Source organism: Cupriavidus sp. H18C1, assembly GCF_049311595.1.
Classification (GTDB): domain Bacteria; phylum Pseudomonadota; class Gammaproteobacteria; order Burkholderiales; family Burkholderiaceae; genus Cupriavidus; species Cupriavidus cauae.
On the sequence record NZ_CP186009.1, the window covers coordinates 56,458 to 80,880 of the forward strand.

The window sequence follows — 24,423 nt, forward strand, 5'->3', positions numbered from 1 at the left end:
TCAATGGTCTGCCTTGTTCTTGCCTGCTGCATGGCTCACGCGCAGCCGCTGCACCGCCTGCGTGATCGGTTCCAGCCATCCGGGGCCCGCGGCGCGCGCTTCGCAGCGGTAGCCGAGGCGCTCCAGCATCGGCGCCAGCGCGCGGACGTAAGGGGCGGCGGGCTGCCGGTCGGCCAGCACCACGCCGCTGTTCATCGCGGCCAGCATCGTCTCGCGGCAATCGGGCAACGTGCCGGCCAGCGGCAGCTCGAGCCGCTGCGCGATCTGCTCCGCGTCGAGGCCGAGCCGCGCCTGATAGCGGGACACCACCAGCCGCATCGACTCGCGGCCCGCCTCGCGACGGCCCAGTTCCTCCAGCAGCTCGGCCGCCGACACGATCGCCGCGACGCTTTGCTCCACCACCACCAGCACCTCGTCGGCGACCTTGATCAGCTGGGCCATGAAGTCGAGATTGCTGAAGCCGCCCAGGTCGATCACCTGCAGATCGAAGTGGCTGCGCAGCGTGCCGAGAAGCGACAGCGCTTCCGAGAACGAGATGTCGCGCAGCTCGGCCAGCGTCTGCGGCAGCGGCAGCACCGCGACGCCCCCCGCATGCCGGGTCAGCGCGGTCTGCACGAAGACCTGGTCGAACCGGCGCAGATTGCGCACGGCCTCGACGAAGTGAAAGCCCGGCGCGACGTTGGTGTACAGCGCACCGTCGCGCGCCGGCAGGCCGAGATCGAGCAGCAGCACCTCGCCGTTCTGCCGGCGCCGCGCCGCCACGGCGAGATTGGTGGCCAGCGTGGTCGCACCGACGCCGGGCCGCGCGCCCAGCACCGCCAGCACCTTGCCGCGGCGCGCCGGCTGCACGACCTCGCGCGTGGCCAGCAGCCGCTGCACCGTGGCGATCGCATTGGCGGCGGGCGAGCGCATGTCGACGAAATCCTTCACGCCCGCGCGCAGCGCCGCCAGCATCAGCTCGGGCTCCTGCGCCTCGCCCAGCGCGACCAGCGGCAGGTTCGGGAACAGACGGGCCAGTTGCTGGCCGAGCCGGGTCGAGGCCTGGGCATGCTCCGCGCTGAAATGCAGGAACACGATGCCCGGATTGGCGGTGCCGATGCGCTCGACGATGCCGTCGCGCGACGGGTCGACGCCATCGACCGCATGCACCTGGCCGAGCGGCGCCAGCGCGCGTTCGAGCCAGCGCCGCGGCGCCTCGCCGGTGGTGTTCAACAGGAAGGTCGCATTGCTGGCCACGGGGGCCGCATCGATGGGGGGGCAGCGTCATGTCCATGCCTTCCTCTACCTCGAAAAGCCCGGCAACGCCGGATCGACCAGTTCGCCGCCGAGGAACTTGCCCCAGACCGGTGGATTGGCGGAGGTGCGGCCGTCGGCCCCGACCCTCGCCGCCGCGCTCGAACTCTTCGCCAGCGGACGCACCAGGTGCGGCGTGACGATGATCACCAGTTCGCGGTCTTCCTGGTGGAAGTTCAGGTTCTTGAAGAAGGCGCCGATCAGCGGCAGGTCGCCGAGCACCGGCACCTTGTCGATATTGCTGACCGTATTGCGGCTGACCAGGCCGCCGATCACGAAGCTCTCGCCATCGCCGAGTTCCACCGTCGTATCGGCGCGGCGCGTGACGATGGCCGGAATCGTCGCGCCATTCATCACGATGCCGCGCGAGGGATCGAGATCGCTCGCCTCGGGCGCGACCTTCAGCGCGATGCGGTCCGGCGACAGCACCGTCGGCGTGACGGTCAGCCCGATGCCGAACTGCTTGTAGTGGATCGTGGTGGTGCCGAGCGCCTGCGCCACCGGGATCGGGATCTCGCCGCCGGCCAGGAAGCTGGCGCTCTGGCCGGACAGCGCCACCAGGCTCGGCTCGGCGAGGATGCGCGCCATGCCGTTGCCTTCGAGCAGGCTCAGGTTGGCGAAGATGCCGTGGCTCATCGACGCCGCAACCAGGTTGAAGGCGCTGCTGATGGGCGCGGTGGCTTCGGTTACCAGGCCGCCGCCGGTGCTGCTGCCATCGGGACGCGGCGTGAAGCTGGCCCTGGTCAGCGTGGACGGCGAGAAGCTGCCGAACGCGAAGCCGGAGCGGTTGCGATAGAAATTGAAGCCGGCCTGCTTCAGCACGTTCTTGCTGATCTCCACCACGCGCACGTCGACCTGCACGGTGCCGCTGACCGGCAGGGTCGAGCGGTCGATCACCGGACCGTTGCCCACCGTCGCGCGCGCCGCCTGTTGCGCGCCTGCGGCGACGGCGGCATCGGCGGACTGGCCGCGGATGATGGCGCCCTGCCCCGCGACGTCGATCTGCGCGCCCTGGCCATCGGAGGCCATCGCGTCGACCTGCACCGCGTACCGGATCGGCGCCTCGCCGGACGGCCACACCATCAGATCGGTATTGCCGGGCTTGCGCGCGACCAGCAGCACGGCGGTGCTGGCGCCGCGCGATTTGAGCAGCAGCGCGTCGGCGACGTCGGGGTTGCCGATGGCGATGCGTTCGAGCTGCCGGCCGATACGGATTTCGCGCTGGGCGCCGACGGCGAGGGTCACACGCTGCGACGGCCGTTGCGCGGTGGACTCGGCGCGATCGCTGACTTGATCGCCGGCCTGAGCGCTGCCCTGCGCGCTGCCCGGAGCGCTTGCCTGCGCGCGGGATGGCGCAGGCTGCGCGCCCAGCGGCGCGGTGCCAAGAAAGCTTGCCGCCAGCAGCAGCGCGGTCAGCGCGCGCGGCCGGTGCAGCCGGTGGAATGACTTCATGGGGAAAGACAGAGCGGGAATGGCGTGGAAGCGGGATCGGCGCGCCGTCGGCAGCAGGGAGGTCATCGTCGTGTCCCTATTCGATGGCGCGCTTGCCGGCGCGGATCACTTCGACGCCGGCGGGCGAAGCCGCGGCAGCGGGCCTGGCCTGCGCAATCTGCGGCGGCTCGGGGCGGGCGACGGGCGCACGCGGCTTCGCGGCGCCGCCGGCGAGGCCCGCCAGCGCGACACCGGCGGCGGCGCGGTCGGCCGGCTCGAGCGCATCGGCGCTGGCCAGCCCGCCGCCGCGCGTGGCGACGGCCGGCGCGGGCTCCGCGAACAGCGTCTCGCTCGGCATGCCGTCATCGTGCGGATTGCGCAGCGCCAGCACCAGGCGGCCCGCCTGCTGCGCCATCGTCAGCTTGCTGACCTGCGCCAGCGGCACCGTCAGCACCGCGGTCTTGGCGCCCTCGCGGCGGTTCATCATCTGATCGGGCGCCGCGCCGCGCGTGTCGTTGACCGCCTGCACGCCATAGGCCAGTACGCGCAGCCGGGACAGCAGCAGACGCGCCTGACTGCCTTCGATTTCCTGGCTGTCGCGCCGAAGCACGAGGAACACATCCACCAGATCGCCGGGCCGCACGCGATGCCCCACGCCGATGACCTCGTCGACGGCAATCGCCACCGCGCGCTCGCCTTCGGGCACCTGCGAGGCAAGGCCGCCCGCCAGCTGGCTTTCGAGCACCGGCACATTGGCGCCCAGCGCCACCACGGGAATCTGGCCGACCACCGCATCCAGCGACTCGTAGCCGCCGGTCGGATCGATCGGCAGCATTTCGATCTTCAACGCATCGGCGCTCAGGGGCTTGCCGGCCTCGACCGCCTTGGTGGTGATCACGACCGCATGCATCGCCGATGGCGACGAGGACGGCGGCGCCGGCGGCCTGGCGGTCCTGCGGCCGACCTGCCAGGCCAGCAGCGCCAGCAGCGCGGCCAGGGCCAGCAGCACGATGGCGACGATTCGGATCTGTTTGCTGGTCATGATGATGTCCTGGTGCGCGGCGCGTCGGTGGCGGTGAAAAATCGGCGCGATAAAGGCAGCGATGAGGGGCCCGATGAGGGGCGCGACAGGAGGCGTGGCATGGCGCGGCTCAGATGTCCGGCGCCAGCTGCGCGACGGCGCTGCCCATCAGCGTGTCGGGCATCGGCACGAAGGGCACGCGCGGCAGGATGTTGGTAGCGGGAAGGCGCAGCGTCACGCTGACGCAGACGGTGTCCGCGGGCGCGGCGCAGTCGCTGGCGGACGCGATGTCGTCACGGGAGGCCAGCTTCGATTGGAGGGTCGCTGGCAGCGTGGCCAGGGCGGTATTGGCGGCCGCGGCCACGCGGAGGTCCCGCGTGGCGTCGAGGCTGCCGTCGGGCGCGCCGCTCGGATAGCGCAGGGCCGCGCGCGCACCTTCCGCCGCCGCGAGCGTCAGCATCTGCTCGAGCGCGAGGATCATGCCGTAATAGACGATCCCCAGCAGCAGCGCGAGCAGCACCGGCAACACCACCGCAAATTCGAGCGCAGCAATCCCCCGCTCGCGGCCATGCCGGTGAACGATTCCCCTTCGCCCCTGTTTCATAGACAAACCCGGTTGCTTTTATCTTTGCGCCAACCGGTGGCGCATTCCGCCCTTCAGGAATGGCCCTGACCGACCGATATCCATAGGAGCACACCCACGGCGAGATAAGCGGCATAAGGAATGCCGCGCGACTGGTCGGTCATGGCGGCAAACCAGCGCATACGCCTGGGCCATTGGCCGACCGCGGCCATGACACCACCACGTGCATCGGCATGGCGAAAGGCAAGAACGAGACAGGCATGGACGAATGCCAGCAACGTCCCGGTCAGCCAGACCGGCAGCAGGCCCGACGGCCCGACAAACAGCCCTACCACCGCGAAGAATTTCACGTCGCCCGCCGCCATGCGGCCGAACAGATAAGCGGGCAGCATGACGACGAAACCCAACGCGAAGCCGAGCAGGCGCGCCGCCAGCGGCAACGACGAGTCGTAGCCGAGCGCCGACACGAGAGCTCCCGCAATCAGCGCAAGCGCCAATGCGAGGTTCGGTACTTTGCGGTAGTGAAGATCAGTCCAAAGGGCCGTCGCGCTGAGCAGCGCAACGATGAATGCCATGGAAGGCGGTCGGTATTTCCGTCAGCTGCCAGAGGCCTGAGTCGGTGCAATGATGGTTTGCACCTTCGTTGCGAGTCTGTCGAACGCGTCGTCGAGATTGTCGCCGAGCATCTTGGCTCCCCCGGCAACCGCCAACGCGATAAGACCAGCGATCAGACCATATTCAATGGCCGTCGCACCCCGTTCGTCCCGAATGAAACGCAAGAACCCCTGTTTCATGATGACCGCTCCTTCTTGTATTGCTAGTTATCCCAACACTTTGGATACCGCGTCGATCCGCGCGATCGCCCGGCTCTAATGGCTTGGCTGATCTCGTGCAGCAAGTATCCGTGTTGTTTTTATAAAGGAATTTTTTAATTTCAGCTACATCCGTTTGCGGTCTTGACAAAAGTTTTCAGTTGCCCCGATTGACAGTGCTCCTACTGTCGGCTCATGCATTAGGACTACTACGGATGGCGGACGGTCTTTCCGCTCCCCCTGGATAAAAAAGATGCGCAGCCGCGGGGATCGTCCGGCTGCGCACCGTCAAGCTGCCTGGCATGGCCCCCGGACTGGTGCCATGGCAGCAGTCGACACCGCCTTAGCGCCCAAGCGCTCCGAGCGTGCCGACCAGGCCGGTCACAGGTGCCAATAGCCCGCCGACCGGTGCCAACACACCGCCGGTCTTGCCGCTGCCGGCACCCTTGTCAGAACCACTGCCCGCCTGACCACCCGTTTGGGTGAGAGGCAGACCGCCAAGCAGGCCACCGAGCGGATTGCCCGCACCGCTGCCTGCATTGCCATCACCGTGGACCAGTCCACCCGCTGCGGCCACGGTCCTGCCGACTTCCGTCACGACACCGCCCACCGGGCCGACCACCGGCGCCTTCGTCGCGCTCAGGTGCGTGCCGGTATGCGCGACCACGCCGCCGACCTTGGTCAACAGGTTGTCGACCGGCGCGCCGAGACGCGTGGTGGCACCCAGCGCCTGCGTGGTATCCGTCAGCTTGCTGGTCAGGGGCACGATCACCTTGCTGGCCTGGCCCGTCAGCTGCGCGACCGGGCCGGTCGACAGCTTGTCGCCCAGCTTCTCGCCCAGCTGCTGCACGCCGCCGGCGACGTGATTGACCACCGCGCCCACCGGCGTGGTCACCGGCGACAGCACCTTCAGTTGGTCCTTGCCCAGCGAGGTCACCAGATCGCCCGTGCTCGACAAGGTATGGCCGGCCTGCGTGACGACGTTGCCGGTGCTGGCCACGGTCACGCCGACGGGGTTGTCCACCGCGCCCATCTTGCCCAGGCCATCGCGCACGCCCGCGCCCAGCGCGGCCACCGTGTTGCCGGCATCGACGACCACCTGGCCGGTCGCGTTGCCCGTTGCGTCGCTGACGATCGGCAGATTGGCGCCCTGGATCTGCTTGCCGATTTCGGAGATCGCATTGCCGGTCGCCGTCACCGTATTGCCGGCACCTTCCGCGACCTGGCCCGTCGGCGTGGTCGGCTTGGACGTGGTCGGCGGCGGCGAGCCGCCACCATCGCCACCACCGTCGCCGCCACCGCTCGGAGGCGGCGTCGTCGCAGGCGGCCGTGTGCCGCTACCCGAACCGCTCGACGAACAGCCCGCCATCATCCCCAGTACGCATGCGCACGCCAGCGCCATCATCGCCGGCGCACGTCGTGTCGAATTCGTCCGCTTCATTGTGTTTCTCCTTGTGGATCGGACCGGCGCGGAACCCTGACCTGTCCCGTGGTGCCGGCGGTCCCCGTGCAGCGGGGACTCGACGCCTTGGTCCGCAAGGCGTGTGCCATGGAGAGAAACGATGCGGATCATGCCGGCTGCGCAGCCACGCGCATTACCCGCAAAGCCTTGTGCGGCGCGCCTTTGCGGGTGAGAGCTCTGCTTGGAAATGAGGCGATGCGAGGCCGCTTTGCCTCGCTTCTCGACGTTACGTGCTACGTAACGTGTTACGGCGCCCATCGCCACACGCCGACACTCGCGAACACGGCGCCGGCCCGCGGCGCGCGCCATCGCCAATCCCCTTCGATGTTCCGTTCAGGCCGTAGCGCGTTACGTAACGCGTAACGCCGCCACACGCTGCGCGCATGGCCTTGCCCGCGCTTCGTCCGGCAACCCCTATTTCCCGCAAACCGTTGCTGCACAAGGCTTTCGAGCAAGGCAACGCGCTTCGCCATGCGCCTGGCGCACGAGTGGTCCTTCAGTGGCACACCGCTTGCGCTTGTGACAGCAGCACGGCGGCGCCACGCGCCCCATGCCTTTCAACTCGGGAACGTCAAACACGAGAACACTTGTTGACCAGGGGATCAATGATGAAAAAAACCAAGACAACCTTGACCGCCACGGCGCTGCTCAGCGCATTGCTGCTGCTTGGCGGTTGCGCGAGCGGCAGCGGCTCGACCTCGATGGGGACGGGCAGCAAGGGAGGCGGCACGGTCGGTGACACCAATGGCGGCACCGGCAGCCCGAACGGAGGTGGGACCGGTGGTGGAAGCGGTGGCGGTGGTACTGATGGTGGCGGTAGCGGCGGTGGTGGCACCGGGGGTGGCGGTACCGGTGGCGGCGGTACTGGTGGTGGTGGCAGCGGCGGCGGTGGTACCGGCGGCGGCGATGGTGGCACTGGTGGTGGTGGTGGTGGCGATGGTGGCGGCGGCGGTGGCGGCACGCCGGTACGCAGCCCGACCGGAGAGATCGTCAACCAGACCGGCGGCCTCGTCAGCAAGGTCGGCGACGTCGTCGGCGGCGTCGGCGAGCAACTGCAGAACGCCAACCTGCCCGTGGTCCCCGACCAGACGCAGAACGGTGTCGGCGGCGCGCTCGTGTCGGTCGGCAACGCGGTCGACTCGCTGGGCACCGGACTGAAGGACGGCCTGGGCAACATCCCGAACTCCGCCAATCCGATCGGCACCACCGTGGCCAGCACCGGCAACGTCGTCACCCATGTCGGTACCGCGGTCACGCAGGTCGGCAGCGCGGTCACCGGCCTGGGCACCGGTCCGCTGTCGCCGCTCGGCGCGGTGACGTCGCCGGTCGGCGCGCTGGTCGACAAGGTCGGCACCGGCGTCCAGACGCTGGGCGGCACGGTGGGCACGGTGCTGTCGACCGGCCCGGTCGAGCAGCTGACCAGCGGCGTCAGCCGCGCGATCGTGCCGCTGACCTCGCAGCTGACCAGCACCACGCAATCGCTGGGCGCGACGACCGGACTCGGCCAGCCCGTGAACAACCTGCTGACCGTGGTCGGCGGCACGGTGGCGCAACTGGGCGGCAAGCTGCAGCAGACCAACACGCCGGTCGTCAGCGGCGTGGGCGGCGTGGTGACCGGTGCGGGCAACACGGTTGCCGCGCTGGGCGGCGCGGTGCATGCGCCGGGCACGACCCCGAGCGGTCCGCTGGCACCGGTCGGCAATCTGGTCAGCGGCCTGACCGGTGGACTCGCCGGTGGCGGCAACGGCGGCACGGGTCCGCTGGCGCCGGTGACCAACCTGGTCAGCGGGCTGACCGGCGGCTTGACCGGCGGCAACAACGGCGGCAGCGGCAGCGGCCCGCTGGCTCCGGTCACCAATCTCGTCAGCGGGCTGACCGGTGGTCTCACCGGCGGCCTCACCGGTGGCAACAACGGAGGCAATACCGGCGGCGCCGGCAGCGGTCCGCTGGCTCCGGTCACCAACCTCGTCGGCGGGCTGACCGGTGGCCTCACCGGCGGCAATAGCGGCGGTGCCGGCAGCGGTCCGCTCGCTCCGGTGACCAATCTGGTCGGCGGCGTGGTCGCCGGTGTGACCGGCGGCATCACGGGTGGCGGCACGGCGCCGGCTCCCGCGCCCGCTCCGGCTCCGGCGCCGGGCACTGGCGGCGGCGCGACCACCGGTCCGGTCACGGGCGCAGTCGGCGGCATTGTCGGCGGTGTGCTCGGCACCGTCGGCGGTCTGCTGGGGGGTCGCCGCTGAGGGGGGACTTGATGTCCGCTTGATGCGCAGGGGATACGCCGCAGATCGGCCGCCTCGGTCGATCACGGCAAATCCCGCGCATCGCCTCACTCAGCCTTGCAGTACAGCCGGACTCCACTTCGATAAGCGCGCAGGCAGCGGCAGCCTGCGCGCCGGTGGAGATCCGGCTTCCACAGCCGCATCGGTTTCATTGTGAAAGGGGATTGACCATGTCGCGCACGCACACTCGCGTCGCCATGCTGCTGCTCGGCCTCGGTGCCTGGCATGGCGGCATGCATCCAGTTCTGGCCGCCGATCCGCGCAGCCCGGTCCAGGGGGACCCGACTCAAACGCTGCCGAAGATCGCGCCGCCCAAGCCCACCGGGGGAAGTCAAGGTACAGGTCGAACGTCCCGACCCTGCCCTGCAGAATCTGCTGTCGGCAAGGCTGACGCCGACGCGCTTCCAGATCGAGGGCGCGAAGACGCTGCCCTTCGACCAGATCGCCGACAAGTTCAAGCCGCTGGCCGGCAAGGAAATCACGGTTGCCGAACTGCTGCAGGCCGCCAACGCGGTCACCGAGATGTACCAGCAGCAGGGCTATCCGCTGTCGTTCGCCTTCGTTCCCGCGCAGTCCTTCGAAAACGGCAATGTGCTGATCACCGTCGTCGAAGGCTATGTCGCCCGCGTGACCATTCGCGGCAATCCGGGGCCGCTGGAGAATCGGCTACGCGCGATCGCCGAACGGCTGAAGGAAGAACGGCCGCTGACGCGCGCGAGCTTCGACCGTTATTCCAGCGTGCTGGGCCTGCAGCCGGGCGTGCAGGTCGGCGCGACGGTGCAGCCGCCGACCACCACCGACGGCGCCAGCGAAATGGTGCTCGACGTCAAGCGCAAGCCGATCGCCTTCGGCACCGGCGTCGACTACATGTCGCCCGGCGTGCGGGCGATTGCCACGGCAACGGCCAGCGGCCTGACACCGCTCGGCGAGCAGCTGACGGTATCGGCGCTGTTCCCGAAGGGACGCGACGACGAGGAGTACTACGCGCTCGGCTACGCGCAACCGATCGGCACCGAGGGGCTGGTCGCGCGCGTCAACGCCTCGCACTATCGCGGCGTGCCGCAGAACGCCACGCTCGAGCAGATCGGCTTCAATCGGCGCTACGTCAACGACAACAAGCGGCTCGGCGCGAGCCTGAGCTATCCGCTTCTGCTCAGTGCGCGGCATTCGCTGACGCTGAGCGGCGGCCTCTACGGGACCGACCAGTTCGAGCGCTATACGCAGGCCGGCACCGATCGCTCGGTGGCGATCGGCACCAATGTGCGGGTCGTCAACGCGGAGCTGGCCTATGTCCAGCGCAAGGAAGCGCGTGTCGCGCAGCGCCACGCTCGGCTTGTACAAGGGCGTCGACGCGCTCGGCGCGCGCCGCGAGAACAATGCCAACGACCTGAGCTTCCTGCGCACGCGGCTGCTGCTGTCGCAGGCGACCGACCTGCCCTTCGGCTTCGGCATGGCGGTGTCGGCCGCCGGCCAGTACAGCGGCGATCGCCTGGCCTCGAGCGAGCAGATCAGCTTCGGCGGACGGTTCTTCGGGCTCGGCTATCCCGCCGGCGAAGTGGCGGGCGACAAGGGCTGGGGCGCGTCGGCGGAGATCAGCCGGCTGTTCGGCATGGACATGACCTACCTGAAGACGCTGCAACCGTATGTGCTGGCGGACGTCGCGCGGGTCTATTCGAACAGCTACTCGCTGACGCACCGCTCGCTGTCGTCGGTGGCGCTGGGCGTGCGATTCTCGGACCGGCGTTACTACACGCTGGACCTGTCGCTCGCGCAGCCCGTCGGCGACAAGCCGATCAATGCGGAGCGCCGCTCGCCGCGCATCAACGCGAGCTGGTCATATCAGTTCGATTGAGCCGGCCTCGCCCTCGCCATCGCCGTCGCCAACAAGCGGAGCGACCTCATGCCGAGGCGGCCCAATCGCAAATCATCGGACCGCCTCGGCCAGCGCTCCGGCCTTACTCGGGCTCGTGCCGGGGCGGACGTTCCTCGCGCTGGTCAGTGTGATCGGCGCGGTCCGCGGGCGTATCCGGGGGGATGCCTTCGGCTGCATCGGCGATGCGCTCGCCGATCTGCTCTTCCGGCAGCAACGCCTCGGTCCGATTGTCGTGCGGATAGTCCTGTTCCTGCTCGGGCAGGCCTTCCAGGTTCATGTCCGAATCGATGGGCTCGATGTCCGTATCGGGATCGAGCGAACTCGGAATCGCGCGCGCTTCCTCCCTTACCTCGCGTTCGCGCTGGGCCTCGGCGCTGGAGGTAGTGCTGTCGTTGCCGCTGTCGTTGGCGCTGTCGTTGTCGCTGTCGTTGCTGACATCGTCGCTGGACTCGCGCGCGCGCAGCTTGTCGCGGGCGTCGTCCTGATCCCCGCGCTTGTTGTCGGTGTTCCGGTTCATCGTTTCTCTCCCCATCACGTAGCGTGCTTGCCCGGCGTCGTCGTGCCGCCGTGCGGATCGGTGCCCTTTGGCACTTCGCCCGCGCCGACCTCCATGCCGCCGACATAGCTGCTGGCGGTGCTGCCGGTGGCGCTGCCCGACGCGCTCATGCCGCTGACATGCCGGACTTCCGACGCGGAAGCGGTGGCACGCTGTCCGACCTGCCCACCCTCGCGCTGCACGCGAATCCGGTTGTGGACCTCGCGCACGCCGAAGATGTCGTCGGCGATGTCCTCGACGCAGTATTTCTGGCGGCGGTCGCGCACGGCGCCGGTCAGCGTGACCACGCCCTCGCTGACCTGCACCTCGACGTCATGCACTTCGAGTCGGTCGTCATGCGCCAGGCGTTCGCACAGGTCCTCGCGAATCCGTTCGTCGCTGCGCTGGTAGCCCTTGGGCGAGACGCGGCGGCCGGGACCGCTGCCGCTGCCCGATCCCTGCCCCCCAGTTCACGCGCTGCGGCGCGCCGCTGAAGCGTTCGTAGGCCTCGTCGCGGCCATGCGATTGCCGCTGGCCGCCGGCGCTCCAGTCATCGCCCGGCCAGCCCGACGGACGACCGCCGCGTCCCGGGCGCTCGCTTTCGGGGAAGCGTCCGCCCTCGTCCATCCACCGCGCGCTGGCCTGGCGCCGGCCGGCATTGCCGCTGCCGCGCTCGTCGGGCCAGGACGGCGCATCGAGCCGCTCCGAATCCGAGATGCCATAGGCCTGGGCGAGATTGGCGCGGGTCTGCGGATCGTCGGGTTCATAGCGATCGCGCCAGGGCGTACGCGATTGATCGGGCCACGGGCCGCCGCGCTGTCCGCGCGAGAGCCGGCTGTCGGTCAGATCGCTGCCGCGCCGTTCGCCGCTCCCCGATAGTCCGCGGTTGCCGCGCATCACCTCGCCGGTCGACGGATAGGTGCCGTAGGGATTGTCGCCAACCGGTTCTTCGTAGCTGCGGCCGAAGCGGCCCTCACCGAAGTGGCCGGCGCCATAGCCGTGTTCGGCATGGCGCGGCTGCGCGAACGGATCGTCCCGCCCGCCGCCGTAGCGCGGCATGCCGGGCCGGCCGACACCGCGTCCCTGGCGGATTTCCTCCTCGGCATATTCGGCATAACGGCTGCCCTGGCGCGAGCCGCGCTGGTCGAGCCGATCTTCGGCGCTGTACGGCTGGCGGTAATCCCATACGCGGCGGCTGGTGCTGCGATCGTTCATCTCTGCCTCCGTTGGTAAGAGTTGCAAATGCTGTGGCGGGGGACCGGCGCGAACCGCGCGTCCGGTCCGGCGTGAATCGGGGGTGATGTCCGTGGGGACGCAATTTCCATTCCGTCGTCGAGGGCTGTGTGCGCTAGGCGACTTTCGCGCCGTGTGGCGGCGGATAGCCTGTCGCAACGCGGGATAGACTGACCGCTCGCCCGCGCTTGGCGCCTCTCCCGTCCCCCGGTGGAGAGGCGCCCTTTCTCGTTCGGACTGGCTGGTTGGAACCGGCTCGTTTGAACCTGACTGGTTCGAACCTGGCTCGCTGGAACTGCCTGGATTTGCAATGCGGGACGGCCACGCCCCAGCCACCCCTGCGGGCGGCGCGGAACCGCGGCGCTGACGGGCGCCACAGCCATGCCTGCCGCGCGGCTGCCGTGCAAGGGCAGGCCGGGGCTGACCGCAGCTGCCATCACGCAAATAGCGTTCCCGCGCGGACGTGGCGACGCGCCGCGATCCGGGCATGGCAATGCGCGCCGCGATCGGGCGATGCGCGCTGCGATCAGGACATCAGGAGATAAGGGGATCAGCGAATCACGCAATCAGCGGGATCGAACGCCGGCAGCGCGAACGCGGGACGGCAGGACGGCGGCACGCCGCCACCGAGACCGGCGGCGGCGCGAGGCGATCGGGCGATCGGCGCGGGATGACGACAGCGTCGTGGCGACTACAGCGTGCGCCGTCGCGCGACGACGAACAGGCTCAGCGCGGCGTCCGCCGACCGCGGATCGATGCCGGACAGCCGCTGCGCCAGCCGGATCTTCAACGGCGGGCGGCCCATCGCGCCATCGAGCACGTCCTTGCCGACATAGTGACTGTGCGGATAGATCGCGATATCGAAGCCCAGTGGCCGCAGCGTCGTGTGTACCAGCTCGCGCGTGAGCCCATCGCCCGGCCGGTGATGCAGCTCCGTCGCCAGCGCCCAGATCTGTTCGTCATCGGCCGCGGTATGGCCGCCGCGCCGAAGCCAACGATAGATCGGCAAGCGCATGCGCCAGAGCAGCAGGGCAATCCCGCGGAAATTCCAGGCCGAGCGCTGCGGATCGTGATCGAGGATCAGCAGCCCGCCGGGACGGACCAGCCGCGACGCCTCGACCAGCGCGCGCCGCATGTCGTCCAGATGATGGAGCGACCCGTTGATGGCCACGACGTCGGCGATGCCCGAGCGTAACGGCATGTCATGCGCGTCGGCCCGCAACGGCAGGTAGCCGACCCCTGCCGCTCTCTCCAGGCTGCCCGGCGCGATGTCGACGCCGATCGCGACTCGCGGCTTGCCCCCCCAATGCGGCCAGCAGATTGCCAGGGCCGCAGCCGACATCGACCAGCACCTTGCCATCGAGCGACCCCATTACCGACAGCCACCGCTCTCGCAACTCCGGATAGCGATGCACGCTGGCCAGCCAGTCGTCCATCCACTTGGGATGGCTGAAGTAATGCGCGTTGGCGCGCATGCCGGTGGTGAACGCATCGATGCGCGCCTCGGGGAAGGCCCCGCCGCGCACCACGGCGCCCGGCTTCAGGAAGGGCTGCAATCGCTCCAGATAGCTGTCCTCTCGGCTGGCCGTCTGCATGGCCAGGTTGGCATCGGATCGTTCGATATCGCGCCGCAGGACGGGTGGACCGAGTGGCTCGGGGCGCGTCGGAACGCATGGGTCGGAGAGCAGGGCGTCGTTCATGTTGGATCCCGGGGTAGAAGCGCCGGCGCGGCCGCGACCACGGCCTACACCAGACGAAAGACGCGAAGGGCCGGCCGGCCGCACGCCGTCTCCGGCGCGATGCCGTTCCTTTCCAATGCGCTGCGTATTGGCAGGCCGGACCCGCCCGGTGCATGCCGGTCGGTATCCCTGGCCTCCTGGGTATGACATCGACGTGACCGGCCGCCATCATGCTTCGGCGAGCCAGCCCCAGACCCCGTGGACTGGCGCTGCCTCGCGTCCGCCCTCCCCCACGGCTCGGACGCGATTGCCTTGGCATGCCGGTGTACCGCCACGGTGGGCTGCCGCGGCCGCGACATGCAAAGATCGCCAGCATGTCAGCGTTGACAAACCCACGAAGGCAATCTAGTTAGCGTTTGCTGCGCTCGCAAATAAAAAAATTGTTTGCCTATGTGCGCGAGCCAACAGTTCCGTCCATGCGGCTAATTGCGGTCGCGCGAAAGAAGCGGCGCCCGTATTGGGCGCCGCGCTCGGACAAGGAAAAGGGAAGGAAAAGCGGGAAGAAGCGCTACGGAAATGGCTGGCGCCAGCGGGATCGTCAGCGTGCCTTCGCCGGCGAAGCCGGATAGCCGTAGCTTTCCGCCGCCGAGGCACTGCGGCTGTTGCTCCGATTCGACTGGCTTGCCTCGCCGCGCTTGCTGGTGCCCGTGCCCTTGGTCGCATCGTGCTGGCGAGTGCCGCCATGCGCGCCATGGTCCGAAGTGGAGCCGCCGCTCGGCCCCTGCACCGGGCGGGTCGGCGCGACGTCCGACGCGGCCGTACCGGGCGCCTTGTCCCCGCCCGGGGGCGTGCCGGTGGCGGGCGTGGCCGTGGGTTGCGACATCACGGCGCCGGACATCAGCGCCAGCATGGCGAAGGTGGCGAAACGTTTCATCTCTGTCTCCTGCGTAGTGGTGGCGGCGGGCGGCGCCGGCGCATCGCGGTTCCCGGCGGCTAGCGTTTGGCCGACTTGGCCGGCGACTTTCCCACCTCGTTGGCCATCTTGTTGGCCATCTCGAGGTGGTGTTGCAGCGTCGGCAGCGTCTTGCCGGCAAAGGCCTTGATCTCCGGGTCGCGCGCCTTGGTCGAGGCCTCGCGGAACAGGGACACCGCCTTGTTGTGCGCCTTGACGCCGACCTCCTTCGCATACTCGCGATCGAAGGTGGCGCCTTCCAGCGCCCCCAGCGCCTCCAGCCGCTTCTTGTCCGCCGATGGCAGCTCGGTCGGCAGCTCGACGCCCTTGCTGGACGCCAGCGCCTTCAGCTCGCTGTCCGCGGCCTTGTGGTCCTTGAGCATCTGCGAGGCAAAGGACTTCACCGTCTCGCTTGATGCCTTGCCTTCGGCCAGCGTGCTGGCCTCGATTTCGAGCATGCCGCTCTCGGCCGCCTTCTTCATGAAGTTCGTGTCGGTCTTGCCGACCTCGGCAAACGCCAGGTTCATCGATGCCGCGGCGGCAACCAGCAGCGCGGGACGAATCCATTGCATCGTTTTCAAGATGGCCTCCATCAGCCGGATCAGTGACAACGGCCGCGGCGCAACTTCCGTGCCGAGCGGGCGGGACATGATCGTGTAAGGCCCGACGCATACCGGCGGCCTGCGCGGGTGGACGCCTGCCTTGCCGCCCCGGAATTTCTACATCGGCTCGTAAGGATTGCAGTACGGCGTGCCGAGGCGTCGTCCAATTCCTACAGTCAATTCAGGCATAGCCTTCCTGAGCGGGCATAACGCGGCACGTATCGTTAGGTAACGGGCATCGTGTGCCACCAGCCGGTGTCTGTCCGGACGGGCCCGCCCGTTCTCACGTTCAATCGATGGAGCCTACGATGAAGCGAATCGTTACCACTACCGCGCTTGCGCTGTGCGCGGCGCTGAGCCTGCCCGTGGTCGCCCAGCAGGCGCCCCCCAGCAACAACGCGCCGAATCCGAGCGCACCGCCGACCGAAGGCAACCCGCCCGCGAGCCGCAGCACGACGCCGTCGGCTACCGGCGGCAGCATGAGCGGCAGCAGCGACACCACGATGCAAAGCGGGTCGACCAGCTCGACCGGTTCGACCATGACCGGTACCGAGAAACGCGACAAGAAGAAGAGCGGCACCACGCATCGCAGCAAGAAGCCGCGCCAGCAGGGCATGCCCGACGCGGTAACGCCGGACTCGCCGTCTGCGCCGAAGGGCGATTCCCCCAGCCCCGCGCCGAAGCAGTAAGTCTGGCGCTCACCGGGCGCTGGCTGGCCCGGCAAGTCGGCACGTCCGGATACGGCGTGCCGGCTTTTTTCGTCCGGGCTTCGTCCTGGTTTCGACCGGATTTCGTCCTGGTTCGACCGGGGCGACCGCTCGCCCCTCGGTATCGCTGCGCTTGCCTGATGCCCTTGCTTGGCGCCGTTGCTTGGTGCCGTTGCTTGGTGTCCTTGCTCAGGGCGCTTGCTTACGGCTCCAACTTGACCTTCATCCAGCCGGGCTGGCGCTGGTCGAATGCCTCATACGCCTGCAGTGCACCGGTCAACGGCTCGGTCTGCGTCAACACCTCGGCGGGATCGATCACGCCGGCGCGCACCAGGTCCACCAGCTCGGGCAGGATCGCGCGGTGATTGCAGTTGCCCATCTTCAGCGTCAGGTTCTTGTTCATCGCCTTGCCGATCGGAAAGGTCTCGTGCGCCTCGGGATAGACGCCGATGATCGACAGCGTGCCGGCCTTGGCCAGCGCCTCGACGGACCACTTCAGCACCTCCGACGGACCATCGCCGGGTTGCCATAGCGACGGCTGGCCGGCGGAACCGTCTCCATCCGCATGGCGGCGCTGCGCATCGATCCCGACCGCATCGATGGCGCGGTCGGCGCCGATGCCGCCGGTCAGGCGCAGGATCGCCTGCACCGGATCTTCACGGTTGAAGTCGATCGCTTCGGCGCCCTGCGCCTGCGCCGCTTCGAGCCGCGAAGGCACATGGTCGACCGCGAGAATGCGCGACGCACCGAGCAGATGCGCCGACACGATCGCGAACTGGCCGACCGGTCCACAGCCGAACACGACCACCGTATCGCCGCGCCGGATCTCGGCGAGCTGGGCGCCGAAATAGCCGGTCGGAAAGATGTCCGACATCAGGATGGCCTGGTCGTCGCTGATCTCGTCCGGCAGCTTGATCGCGCCGATATTGGCAAAGGGAATCCGCGCGTACTCGGCCTGCAGGCCATGGAAGGGACCGGAGTTCTGCGGTCCGCCGAAGAAGGCCGTGCCCGCGCGCATGCCGTTGGGATTGGCGTTATCGCACTGCGCGTGATAGCCGCTGCGGCAGTAGCTGCAGTAGCCACAGGCGATCGTGGAAGGAATCACGACCCGATCGCCGGGCCGCAGATTGTTGACGTCCTGTCCGACCTCGGTCACCACGCCGACGCCCTCGTGGCCGAGGATGGTGCCCGGACGCATGCCGGGCATGGTGCCGCGGACCATATGCAGGTCGGTGCCGCATATGGCGCTGGCGGTCAATTCGATCAATGCGTCCGTCGGCGCCTGCAGCACCGGATCGGACACATCGTCCAAGCGTATATCGCCGACTCCGTGGAATACGACAGCTTTCATCGCGCAACTCCGCAAGACTGGGTTGACGCGGTCCGACCCACCGGACCGCAATGTCACGGCAGGACGCAAATTGCATTCCGGGGAAGGCGCGCGATGGCGGGATGAACTCGGTCGAAGCGGTGCTGCAGAACGCGATCCTGCCGATGACGCGGTACCGGAACAAGCGGCACCGGATTGCGCGGATTGCATGGTGCGGAATGACGCGGCGCCGGATTAGTGCGCCGGATTAGGTGCGCCGGATTATGCGGCCCCGAACAACGCGTCGCGGCAATGGGTCATCGCATCGCGGATCATGAAATTGACCAGGGTCGGAGACACGCCGAGGATCACCGCGATCTCCTTCTGCGTCATCCCCCGAATCCGATACATCTCAAAGGCTTTCTGGGTACGCTCTGGAAGTTCTGCCAGCGCGCCGGCCACGGTGCCGAGCGCTTCGCGGCCGAGCGTGATGGACTCGGGCGACAAGGCATCGCTGGCCACCAGCAGGCCATCTTCCTCGCAGGCCGCGTGCCGTTGTTCGAGCGCCGCGCGCCGGTGCCTGTCGATGGCGAGATTGCGAACGGTCTGGAACAGGTAGCCGACGGGTTGCCGGACCACGATGGCGCTCTCCTGGTCCATCAGCTTCAGGAAGGTGTCCTGCACCACGTCCTCCGCGCCGGCACGGCAGCCCAGGATGCGCGCCGCGGCGTCGATCAGGGCTCGGCGATAGCTGAGGAAGGTACCGAACAGTTCCTGATTCATATGGCGCGGCTGGTGCGCCTCGACAGGCGTCCGGACCTCGTTGATCGGTTGCTCGGTCATTTCGTGCCCCCCTCCCAGAAGAAACCGACGGACATGTTAACGCAAATGCGACTCATTCGCAATTATAGCGACATGCCCGTGCGATTCGAAGAGGCAATGTGTAAAGGTTGGTGGCCGAATGCGACCGAAGTGTGACAGCGAAGGTCAGCCGTGGCGTGTGGGCCGCTGCCCTGCCGTGGGCGGCATGCGGGCTTCGAGGGCGGCCTGGATCGAGGGGGGTCACCGCACCGGTCGCCTGCCACACCGCGCAGGCCTGGCGAAACGATTCGATGTGATCGGGCGACTGGTCGAGCCAATCAAGCAGGCGTTGTTCGGCGCTGGCGTCGAGCATGCCGTCCCGCATCAGCATCACCCAATCGAGCGCTTGTTGCCAGGCGATGTCGTTGCCCGGCGATCGGTTCTGGACCACGTACAGCTCCCCTTGATGCGTTCTTGTGCGCCGATGTCATGCACCGGCGTCGTGTGACGCGATTGTAGCGGAGTCGCTGCCTCGACACCGGCGCAAGGGGCCGGTGCTTCATGCCGCGCACTGCCGCTCGCTGTCGATCGCCACGCCTGCCGGCTCTGCGGCCGGTTGGTATTCGGGCTGGTGTTCGCGCTCTTGTTCGCGCTGGTGTTCAATGCCCTGCTCGCGGATGCGGCCCTGTTCGAGCAGCACGATGCGATCCCCCGCATCGAAGTAGCGATCGTCGTGCGAGATCACCAGCACCGCCTTGCCCTGCGCGCGCAGGGCCGGGACGATCTCGCGATAGAACACCGCCTTGAAGGCCGGGTCCTGATCGGCAGCCCATTCGTCGAGCACGATAACGGGCCGGTCCTCGAGGCAGGCGGCGACCAGCGCCAGGCGCTTGCGCTGGCCCTGCGACAGCGCGCGCGTCGAAAACGCGCCGTCGCGCACGGTCACCTTGTGCTGCAACTGCAGACGGGCGAGCAATTCGTTGGCGCGCGCATCGAGCGCCGCGTGCCTTCCTGCGTGAATCCCCTCCTGCCCCTCCTGCCCTTCCTCGCTCTCCGAGGCCGCGCCGAGCAGGCTGTCGAACAGATGAAAGTCGGAGAACACCGCGGTGCACTGCTGCCGGTGTCGCTCACGGTCGGACGCATCGGCGATCGCCTGGCCATTGAGCACCACGCTCCCGCTCTCCGGCGCATACAGGCCCACCAGCAGCTTGGCCAGCGTGGTCTTGCCGCTGCCATTGCCGCCGACCAGGAACACCACCTCGCCGGCGCGCAGCGACAGATCGATCGGCCCCAGCGTGAAGGCGCCGTCCTCACCATCGCGGAAGTAGCGATGCGTGACGCCGTGCAGGGCAAGCTCGACGAAGGGCCGCCGATCGCCCGCAGCATCGGCCTGGCCCTGCTCCACCGCCAGCGGCCCGGTGGTATCGGCGATGCGCTGATAGGCGATGCGCGCAAGGTTGAACTGCGGCAGGCTGTTCAGCAGGCCCTCCAGCGGCGCCATCATGTAGAGGAAGACCAGCGTATAGCCGCTCGCGACGGCGGCATCCGCGCCCAGCGGCCGCTGCACGACGAACAGGATGATGCCGATCACCGCGAAGAACAGCGTGCTGCCGATCGTCAGCGACAGATACAGCAGCGACAGTCCCTGCGTGCGGTTGGTCCTGACCGCATCGATCGCTTCGGCCAGCGGCCCGCTGGCGAACGCCTCCCGGCGTTGGCGATGCAGCTTCAGTTCCTTGGCGCCCGCGAAGATCGCGCCGAAGCGTTCGATCAACACGTCGTGCCACTTGCCGGCATCGCGCAGATAGCGCTGCGAACGCTTGCGGCTGAGCCGGTAGCAGATCGAGCCGGTCAGCACGGCAACCAGCGCGAACAGGAAAGCCTGCCACGACAGATAGGCCAGATAGGCCAGGCAGCCGAGCACGATGGTGCCGTTCATCACCACGAACGGCAGCGCCACCAGCAGCGTCGCCACCTGGTTGGTGTCCTCGCCCAGCAGCGCGAGCCCGCGGCCCGGTCCGACCCGTTCGAGCTCGGCATAGGGCGAGGCAAGCAGCCGACCGGCGATATGCTCGCGCAGGCTGGCCAGCACCGTCTGGTTCAGCCGCACGAACAGCATCAGCGCGGCGGTACGGCACAGCAGCACCGCCACCGCCAGGGCCGCGAAGCGAAGCCCCAGCGCCGTCAGTTGATCGGCCGGCGTCGACAACGCGCGATTGATGGTGGCGATCAGCCCCACCGACGCCGCGCCGCCGGCCAGGCTGGCCACGATGGCAAACGCCAGCAGATGGCCCGAGGCCCGGAACAACACATTGCGCAGCGAGGGGGAAGGCGGACACGGTCGGTGGCTCCACGAGGAAGAGGTCTTCTTCCTGTGACGAACGACGGTGCCCGCGAATTAGGCGGGAAGGGACGCCGCCAGTGCCGGCGGCGTCCGCAGGGCAGGAATTGCCGGCGCCTAGGCCGGCCTCTGGCCTCTGGCCTCTGGCCTCTGGCCGCTGGCTCCGGGCCTCCGGGCCTCCGGGCCTCCGGGCCTCCGGGCCTCCGAGCCTCGGTGCCTCGGTGCCTCGAGGCGCGGGGCCCAGGCCGGGGACCAGGGCCTCGGCCTCAGGCCTTTACCAACGATAAGTCGCCGTGGCCAGGATGTTGCGGCGATAACCGTAGTAGCAGGTCGTCGCGCTGCCGCACTGCCCGACGTACTCCTTGTCGAGCAGATTGGTCGCGGTCAGAGCAAAGCGCCAATGCTGGTCCAGCGTGTAGTGGATCGCCGCATCGGCCAGCCACACCGACGACACCTTGAAGGTATTGGCCGCATCGCCCCACGTCGAGCCGATATAGCGCGCGCCGGCCCCCATGCCGAGGCCGCGCAGCATGCCGCCGCGCATCGTGTAGTCGACCCACAGCGCGGCCGTATGGCGCGGCCGGTTGGTCGGCGTCTTGCCGAGGTCGGTCCCGTTGCTTTTGGTGATCTCCAGATTCATCAAGGTGTACGAGCCGATCGCCTTGAAGCCGTTCTGGAAGTCCATCGTGCCTTCCAGCTCCAAGCCACGCGAGCGCACCTCGCCCGTCTGGACCTGGAAATTGGTGTTAGGGGGGACGGTTCGGATCCGGCGTTAGCACGTCCTGCTGCCGCAAGTCGTAGACCGCCGCGGTGATGAAGCTGTTGCTGCCCGGCGGCTGGAACTTGACGCCCAGCTCGGTCTGCTTGCCGGTGGTCGGCTTGAACGGCGAGCCCCGGAGGTCGGTTCCGGCCTGCGGCTGGAACGAGGTCGAGTAGCTGACGTACGGCGTGATGCCGTACGGCGCCTGGTACAGCAGGCCCAGACGATAGGTGAAGTCGTCCTGGTCGATCGGCGTCGTGGTCACGGCCCGTGCGTTGTTCGCCGTGCCGATTCGCGTCGAGGTCGTATCGGAACTCGCCCAATCCTTGCGCCCGCCGGCAACGAACGTCAGCCGCTCGGTCAGCTTCATCTGGTCCTGGAAGTAGACGCCGAGCTGACGCTGGGTCTGTTCCACGTTGGTGTACGAGGCGATCGGGTTGATCCTCGCACCGTAGACCGGATTCCAGGGATCGATCAGGCCCAGCGGCGGCGTGCCGACCGTGCCGAGGCCCTGCTTGTCGTCGAACTTGCCGTGCTGGTAGTCCACGCCAACCAGCATCTTGTGCCGGACCGGCCCGGTGCTGAAGTCCGCCTGCAGCTGGGTATCGACGCCGATCGTATCGAGCTTGCCGCCCGCATCGAGCGAGCCGCGCCGCAGTTGCTGCTGGGCCGCCGAGTTCCAGCCCACCGCGTAGACCCCCGTATAGGTCAGGTCGCTGTGCATGTAGCGCACGTTCTGCCGCACGCGGAAGGTATCGTTGAAGCGATGCTCGAAGGCGTAGCCGATCGCGTATTCCTCGCGATCGAAGGTATTGAAGCCGGGTTCGCCGGTGAAGAACGAGCTCGAGATCCTGCGGCCGTTGACCGTCGGAATGACCGTGCCCTCGCGCGGCAGGAAGTTGATCGCGGTGCCCTGCTTGTCGCGCTGATAGTGGGTCAGCAGCGTGAAGGTGGTATCGGCGGACGGACGGAACGTCAGCGCCGGCGCGATGAAGATGCGGTCGTCCTTGGCGTGGTCGGTCTGCGTATCGCTCTTGCGGAACAGGCCGGTCAGCCGATAGAGCACGGTCTGGTTGCTGTCCACCGCGCCGGACAGATCGAAGCTGGCCTGCTTGCGATTGTGCGAGCCGTATTGCACGTTGACCTCGCGCAACGTCTCGGCGGTCGGCCGCTTGCTGACCAGGTTGATCAGGCCGCCCGGCGCATTGGCGCCATACAGCACCGAACTGGGGCCGCGCAGCAACTCGACACGCTCGAGCCCGTACGCATCCACGCGCGGCATCAGGTAGCCGCTCGTGTAGTAGTTGATGTACAGGCCGTCGAGATACTGCCGTGCCGGGAAGCCGCGGATCACCGGCTTGTCGTAGCGCGACTCGACCACGTTGTCGCCGACCACGCCTGCCGAATAGGCAAAGGCCTCGGACACGGTCTGCACGCCGCGGTCTTCCATCTGCTCGCGGGTGATCACCGAAATCGACTGCGGCGTCTCCGACAGCGGCGTGTCGGTCTTGGTCGCGGTGACGCTGCGGCGGGCGACATAGCCGCCGACCGGCCCGATCCCGGTTTCCGACCCCGCTGCCCGGACCGTGACTTCCGGCAACTGCCCCGCCACCGGCTGGCCCGCCGGTGCCGCCTGCTCCTGCGCATGCGCGCTGCCCGCCAGCGCAAACAACATCACTACCGCCCGCCGGACCTCCGTCCGCCGGCAATCGAACACCCGTTGCATGAGACTCCCCCTTCTTATTGGATCGCGCCGGCCCGGTACGCAAAAGGCCTACCGTAATGCGTTTGCGAATGATAATGATTCGTAATTATTACGTGAGTGACGGGAAAACGGCAATAGGGCGCGTGAAAAGGGGAATTGGCGGCTGATCGGCACAAGAACGGCGCGCCGCCTAATTTCCTGCGGCGCCGGTCCGTCTCTCGTGGAAGGCGGCGCCCACCGCGGAGCCCCGATACGGCCCTGCCCGGCCTGGAGATTCCCGTTGATTGCCGAACTCACGCCCTTCTTTCCCGGCCCGCTGCGGCGCTTCGGCGAAGGGGTCACCACGGCGCCGGCCGGCGCGCAAGCGTTGCCCGGAAACCGGTTTGCCGAGCCGGCGGCCTTGCGGCAACGGCTGGACGAATACCGCGACACCATCGGCGCCGAGCACGAACGCGCCCCGCCGGCGCTTGCGTCGTGGTGGGCTCGGCACTATTGCGTGGTGCTGGTGCCGCCCGTGCTGGTCGCCGCGGCTGTGTTGGGCCGGACGGTGCCGGTATCGCTGGACGAGGTCGATATCGCCTTCGGCCCGGATGGGCTCGTATCGCGCATTCACTTGCGGTCATCGGCGCTGGGCCAGGGCGCGGCGACACTGGACGACATGCTGGCCGCCATGACGCGACGGCATCTGGCACCCGTGTTCGCCACGCTGTCGGAGCTGACCCGTGCCTCGCCGCGCGTGCTGTGGAGCCACGCCGCCGAGTTCGTGCAATACGTCGGCATGAACCTGCTCGCCCATCCGGCGCTCGATCCTCGGCGTCGCGACGCGCTGGCGCAGTGGCTGCGCACCGACAGGGACGCGGATGGCCGGCCGCATCCCTATCGCGCCGCCTATCTCGACCGCCCGCAGCCGGACGGCGGCGAACGGCGCGTGCGCCGCGTCTGCTGCCTGAAGTACCGGCTCGACGGCGACGACTACTGCGGCACCTGTCCGCTGCGCGCCGAGTGCGCGGCCCTGTGCTGATCTCAGCCTGATGCCCGCCCCGCC

23 protein-coding genes and 1 pseudogene are annotated in these 24,423 nt (G+C 68.3%); 4 read left to right on the forward strand and 20 right to left on the reverse strand.

Annotation, left to right across the window (positions count from 1 at the left end):
• The 7 genes from OJJOAM_RS16135 to OJJOAM_RS16165 all read right to left on the reverse strand — a co-directional run bounded on the left by OJJOAM_RS16135 (nucleotide 1) and on the right by OJJOAM_RS16165 (nucleotide 6,581).
• Complete coding sequence (locus OJJOAM_RS16135; protein WP_422650376.1) at nucleotides 1-1,236, reverse strand: AAA family ATPase; 1,236 nt, start codon at nucleotides 1,234-1,236, stop codon at nucleotides 1-3.
• 45 nt (nucleotides 1,237-1,281) lie between these two features.
• Nucleotides 1,282-2,745: a type II and III secretion system protein family protein gene (locus OJJOAM_RS16140; protein WP_422650377.1), complete on the reverse strand. Its 1,464-nt coding sequence runs from the start codon at nucleotides 2,743-2,745 to the stop codon at nucleotides 1,282-1,284.
• A 76-nt stretch (nucleotides 2,746-2,821) separates the two neighbouring features.
• Nucleotides 2,822-3,766, reverse strand: a complete 945-nt coding sequence (cpaB, locus tag OJJOAM_RS16145; RefSeq protein ID WP_422650378.1) for a Flp pilus assembly protein CpaB — start codon at nucleotides 3,764-3,766, stop codon at nucleotides 2,822-2,824.
• Between the two features lie 109 nt (nucleotides 3,767-3,875).
• Nucleotides 3,876-4,349, reverse strand: a complete 474-nt coding sequence (locus OJJOAM_RS16150) for a TadE/TadG family type IV pilus assembly protein (RefSeq protein WP_422651066.1) — start codon at nucleotides 4,347-4,349, stop codon at nucleotides 3,876-3,878.
• A gap of 53 nt (nucleotides 4,350-4,402) precedes the next feature.
• Nucleotides 4,403-4,903 carry an A24 family peptidase gene (locus OJJOAM_RS16155; protein WP_422650379.1) on the reverse strand — a complete coding sequence of 167 codons (501 nt, stop codon included), beginning with the start codon at nucleotides 4,901-4,903 and terminating at the stop codon, nucleotides 4,403-4,405.
• A gap of 21 nt (nucleotides 4,904-4,924) precedes the next feature.
• Nucleotides 4,925-5,122, reverse strand: coding sequence for a Flp family type IVb pilin (locus OJJOAM_RS16160; protein WP_023264562.1), 198 nt, complete (start codon nucleotides 5,120-5,122; stop codon nucleotides 4,925-4,927).
• Between the two features lie 361 nt (nucleotides 5,123-5,483).
• Complete coding sequence (locus OJJOAM_RS16165) at nucleotides 5,484-6,581, reverse strand: collagen-like triple helix repeat-containing protein (protein WP_422650380.1); 1,098 nt, start codon at nucleotides 6,579-6,581, stop codon at nucleotides 5,484-5,486.
• A gap of 629 nt (nucleotides 6,582-7,210) precedes the next feature.
• On the opposite strand from OJJOAM_RS16165, the gene OJJOAM_RS16170 reads away from it, so the two are divergent.
• Both OJJOAM_RS16170 and OJJOAM_RS16175 read left to right on the forward strand, forming a co-directional pair.
• Nucleotides 7,211-8,842, forward strand: a complete 1,632-nt coding sequence (locus OJJOAM_RS16170; RefSeq protein ID WP_422650381.1) for a collagen-like triple helix repeat-containing protein — start codon at nucleotides 7,211-7,213, stop codon at nucleotides 8,840-8,842.
• A 209-nt stretch (nucleotides 8,843-9,051) separates the two neighbouring features.
• A pseudogene (locus OJJOAM_RS16175) lies at nucleotides 9,052-10,733 on the forward strand (ShlB/FhaC/HecB family hemolysin secretion/activation protein).
• Nucleotides 10,734-10,836: 103 nt separating this feature from the next.
• Here the strand turns inward: OJJOAM_RS16175 and OJJOAM_RS16180 are convergent.
• The 7 genes from OJJOAM_RS16180 to OJJOAM_RS16210 form a co-directional block, all read right to left on the reverse strand.
• Entirely contained in the window at nucleotides 10,837-11,271 is a 435-nt protein-coding gene (locus OJJOAM_RS16180) for a hypothetical protein (protein WP_422650382.1), read from the reverse strand.
• 14 nt (nucleotides 11,272-11,285) lie between these two features.
• Nucleotides 11,286-11,630, reverse strand: coding sequence for a BON domain-containing protein (locus OJJOAM_RS16185; RefSeq protein ID WP_422650383.1), 345 nt, complete (start codon nucleotides 11,628-11,630; stop codon nucleotides 11,286-11,288).
• A 13-nt stretch (nucleotides 11,631-11,643) separates the two neighbouring features.
• A complete protein-coding gene (locus OJJOAM_RS16190) occupies nucleotides 11,644-12,504 on the reverse strand; it encodes a hypothetical protein (RefSeq protein WP_422650384.1) in 861 nt (286 codons plus the stop codon).
• A gap of 709 nt (nucleotides 12,505-13,213) precedes the next feature.
• Nucleotides 13,214-13,843: a class I SAM-dependent methyltransferase gene (locus tag OJJOAM_RS16195; RefSeq protein ID WP_422651067.1), complete on the reverse strand. Its 630-nt coding sequence runs from the start codon at nucleotides 13,841-13,843 to the stop codon at nucleotides 13,214-13,216.
• Entirely contained in the window at nucleotides 13,725-14,222 is a 498-nt protein-coding gene (locus tag OJJOAM_RS16200) for a hypothetical protein (RefSeq protein ID WP_422650385.1), read from the reverse strand. The genes OJJOAM_RS16195 and OJJOAM_RS16200 overlap by 119 nt, the downstream gene beginning before the upstream one ends.
• Nucleotides 14,223-14,799: 577 nt before the next feature.
• Entirely contained in the window at nucleotides 14,800-15,135 is a 336-nt protein-coding gene (locus OJJOAM_RS16205) for a hypothetical protein (RefSeq protein WP_422650386.1), read from the reverse strand.
• 59 nt (nucleotides 15,136-15,194) lie between these two features.
• The gene (locus tag OJJOAM_RS16210; RefSeq protein WP_422651068.1) at nucleotides 15,195-15,725 is read right to left on the reverse strand and encodes a DUF4142 domain-containing protein; all 531 of its coding nucleotides are present in this window, start codon (nucleotides 15,723-15,725) and stop codon (nucleotides 15,195-15,197) included.
• Nucleotides 15,726-16,063: 338 nt separating this feature from the next.
• Between OJJOAM_RS16210 and OJJOAM_RS16215 the strand changes: the two genes are divergently transcribed.
• Nucleotides 16,064-16,444, forward strand: a complete 381-nt coding sequence (locus OJJOAM_RS16215) for a hypothetical protein (RefSeq protein WP_422650387.1) — start codon at nucleotides 16,064-16,066, stop codon at nucleotides 16,442-16,444.
• A 220-nt stretch (nucleotides 16,445-16,664) separates the two neighbouring features.
• Here the strand turns inward: OJJOAM_RS16215 and OJJOAM_RS16220 are convergent, their stop codons facing one another.
• The 6 genes from OJJOAM_RS16220 to OJJOAM_RS16245 form a co-directional block, all read right to left on the reverse strand.
• Complete coding sequence (locus OJJOAM_RS16220) at nucleotides 16,665-17,813, reverse strand: zinc-dependent alcohol dehydrogenase (protein ID WP_422650388.1); 1,149 nt, start codon at nucleotides 17,811-17,813, stop codon at nucleotides 16,665-16,667.
• A 240-nt stretch (nucleotides 17,814-18,053) separates the two neighbouring features.
• Nucleotides 18,054-18,614, reverse strand: coding sequence for an RNA polymerase factor sigma-70 (locus tag OJJOAM_RS16225; RefSeq protein ID WP_149319882.1), 561 nt, complete (start codon nucleotides 18,612-18,614; stop codon nucleotides 18,054-18,056).
• A gap of 52 nt (nucleotides 18,615-18,666) precedes the next feature.
• Nucleotides 18,667-19,023 carry a FecR/PupR family sigma factor regulator gene (locus tag OJJOAM_RS16230; protein WP_422650389.1) on the reverse strand — a complete coding sequence of 119 codons (357 nt, stop codon included), beginning with the start codon at nucleotides 19,021-19,023 and terminating at the stop codon, nucleotides 18,667-18,669.
• Nucleotides 19,024-19,131: 108 nt separating this feature from the next.
• The gene (locus tag OJJOAM_RS16235; protein WP_422650390.1) at nucleotides 19,132-20,883 is read right to left on the reverse strand and encodes a cyclic peptide export ABC transporter; all 1,752 of its coding nucleotides are present in this window, start codon (nucleotides 20,881-20,883) and stop codon (nucleotides 19,132-19,134) included.
• A gap of 304 nt (nucleotides 20,884-21,187) precedes the next feature.
• Complete coding sequence (locus OJJOAM_RS16240) at nucleotides 21,188-21,631, reverse strand: TonB-dependent receptor domain-containing protein (protein WP_422650391.1); 444 nt, start codon at nucleotides 21,629-21,631, stop codon at nucleotides 21,188-21,190.
• Nucleotides 21,632-21,659: 28 nt separating this feature from the next.
• The gene (locus tag OJJOAM_RS16245) at nucleotides 21,660-23,399 is read right to left on the reverse strand and encodes a TonB-dependent siderophore receptor (RefSeq protein WP_422650392.1); all 1,740 of its coding nucleotides are present in this window, start codon (nucleotides 23,397-23,399) and stop codon (nucleotides 21,660-21,662) included.
• Between the two features lie 259 nt (nucleotides 23,400-23,658).
• Here OJJOAM_RS16245 and fhuF point away from each other — a divergent pair, with 259 nt between their 5' ends.
• Nucleotides 23,659-24,399, forward strand: coding sequence for a siderophore-iron reductase FhuF (gene fhuF / locus OJJOAM_RS16250; protein WP_422650393.1), 741 nt, complete (start codon nucleotides 23,659-23,661; stop codon nucleotides 24,397-24,399).
• The last annotated feature ends 24 nt before the right edge of the window (nucleotides 24,400-24,423 follow it).

Excerpts from the sequence above, each read along its gene's own strand:
- OJJOAM_RS16200 (WP_422650385.1), bottom strand. The coding sequence starts at position 14,222 with ATGAACGACGCCCTGCTCTCCGACCCATGCGTTCCGACGCGCCCCGAG.
- OJJOAM_RS16225 (WP_149319882.1), bottom strand. The coding sequence starts at position 18,614 with ATGACCGAGCAACCGATCAACGAGGTCCGGACGCCTGTCGAGGCGCAC.
- OJJOAM_RS16165 (WP_422650380.1), bottom strand. The coding sequence starts at position 6,581 with ATGAAGCGGACGAATTCGACACGACGTGCGCCGGCGATGATGGCGCTG.
- OJJOAM_RS16180 (WP_422650382.1), bottom strand. The coding sequence starts at position 11,271 with ATGAACCGGAACACCGACAACAAGCGCGGGGATCAGGACGACGCCCGC.
- OJJOAM_RS16155 (WP_422650379.1), bottom strand. The coding sequence starts at position 4,903 with ATGGCATTCATCGTTGCGCTGCTCAGCGCGACGGCCCTTTGGACTGAT.
- OJJOAM_RS16160 (WP_023264562.1), bottom strand. The coding sequence starts at position 5,122 with ATGAAACAGGGGTTCTTGCGTTTCATTCGGGACGAACGGGGTGCGACG.
- OJJOAM_RS16140 (WP_422650377.1), bottom strand. The coding sequence starts at position 2,745 with ATGAAGTCATTCCACCGGCTGCACCGGCCGCGCGCGCTGACCGCGCTG.
- OJJOAM_RS16205 (WP_422650386.1), bottom strand. The coding sequence starts at position 15,135 with ATGAAACGTTTCGCCACCTTCGCCATGCTGGCGCTGATGTCCGGCGCC.
- OJJOAM_RS16210 (WP_422651068.1), bottom strand. The coding sequence starts at position 15,725 with ATGCAATGGATTCGTCCCGCGCTGCTGGTTGCCGCCGCGGCATCGATG.
- OJJOAM_RS16220 (WP_422650388.1), bottom strand. The coding sequence starts at position 17,813 with ATGAAAGCTGTCGTATTCCACGGAGTCGGCGATATACGCTTGGACGAT.
- OJJOAM_RS16170 (WP_422650381.1), top strand. The coding sequence starts at position 7,211 with ATGAAAAAAACCAAGACAACCTTGACCGCCACGGCGCTGCTCAGCGCA.
- OJJOAM_RS16245 (WP_422650392.1), bottom strand. The coding sequence starts at position 23,399 with ATGCAACGGGTGTTCGATTGCCGGCGGACGGAGGTCCGGCGGGCGGTA.
- OJJOAM_RS16215 (WP_422650387.1), top strand. The coding sequence starts at position 16,064 with ATGAAGCGAATCGTTACCACTACCGCGCTTGCGCTGTGCGCGGCGCTG.
- cpaB (WP_422650378.1), bottom strand. The coding sequence starts at position 3,766 with ATGACCAGCAAACAGATCCGAATCGTCGCCATCGTGCTGCTGGCCCTG.
- OJJOAM_RS16190 (WP_422650384.1), bottom strand. The coding sequence starts at position 12,504 with ATGAACGATCGCAGCACCAGCCGCCGCGTATGGGATTACCGCCAGCCG.
- OJJOAM_RS16150 (WP_422651066.1), bottom strand. The coding sequence starts at position 4,349 with ATGAAACAGGGGCGAAGGGGAATCGTTCACCGGCATGGCCGCGAGCGG.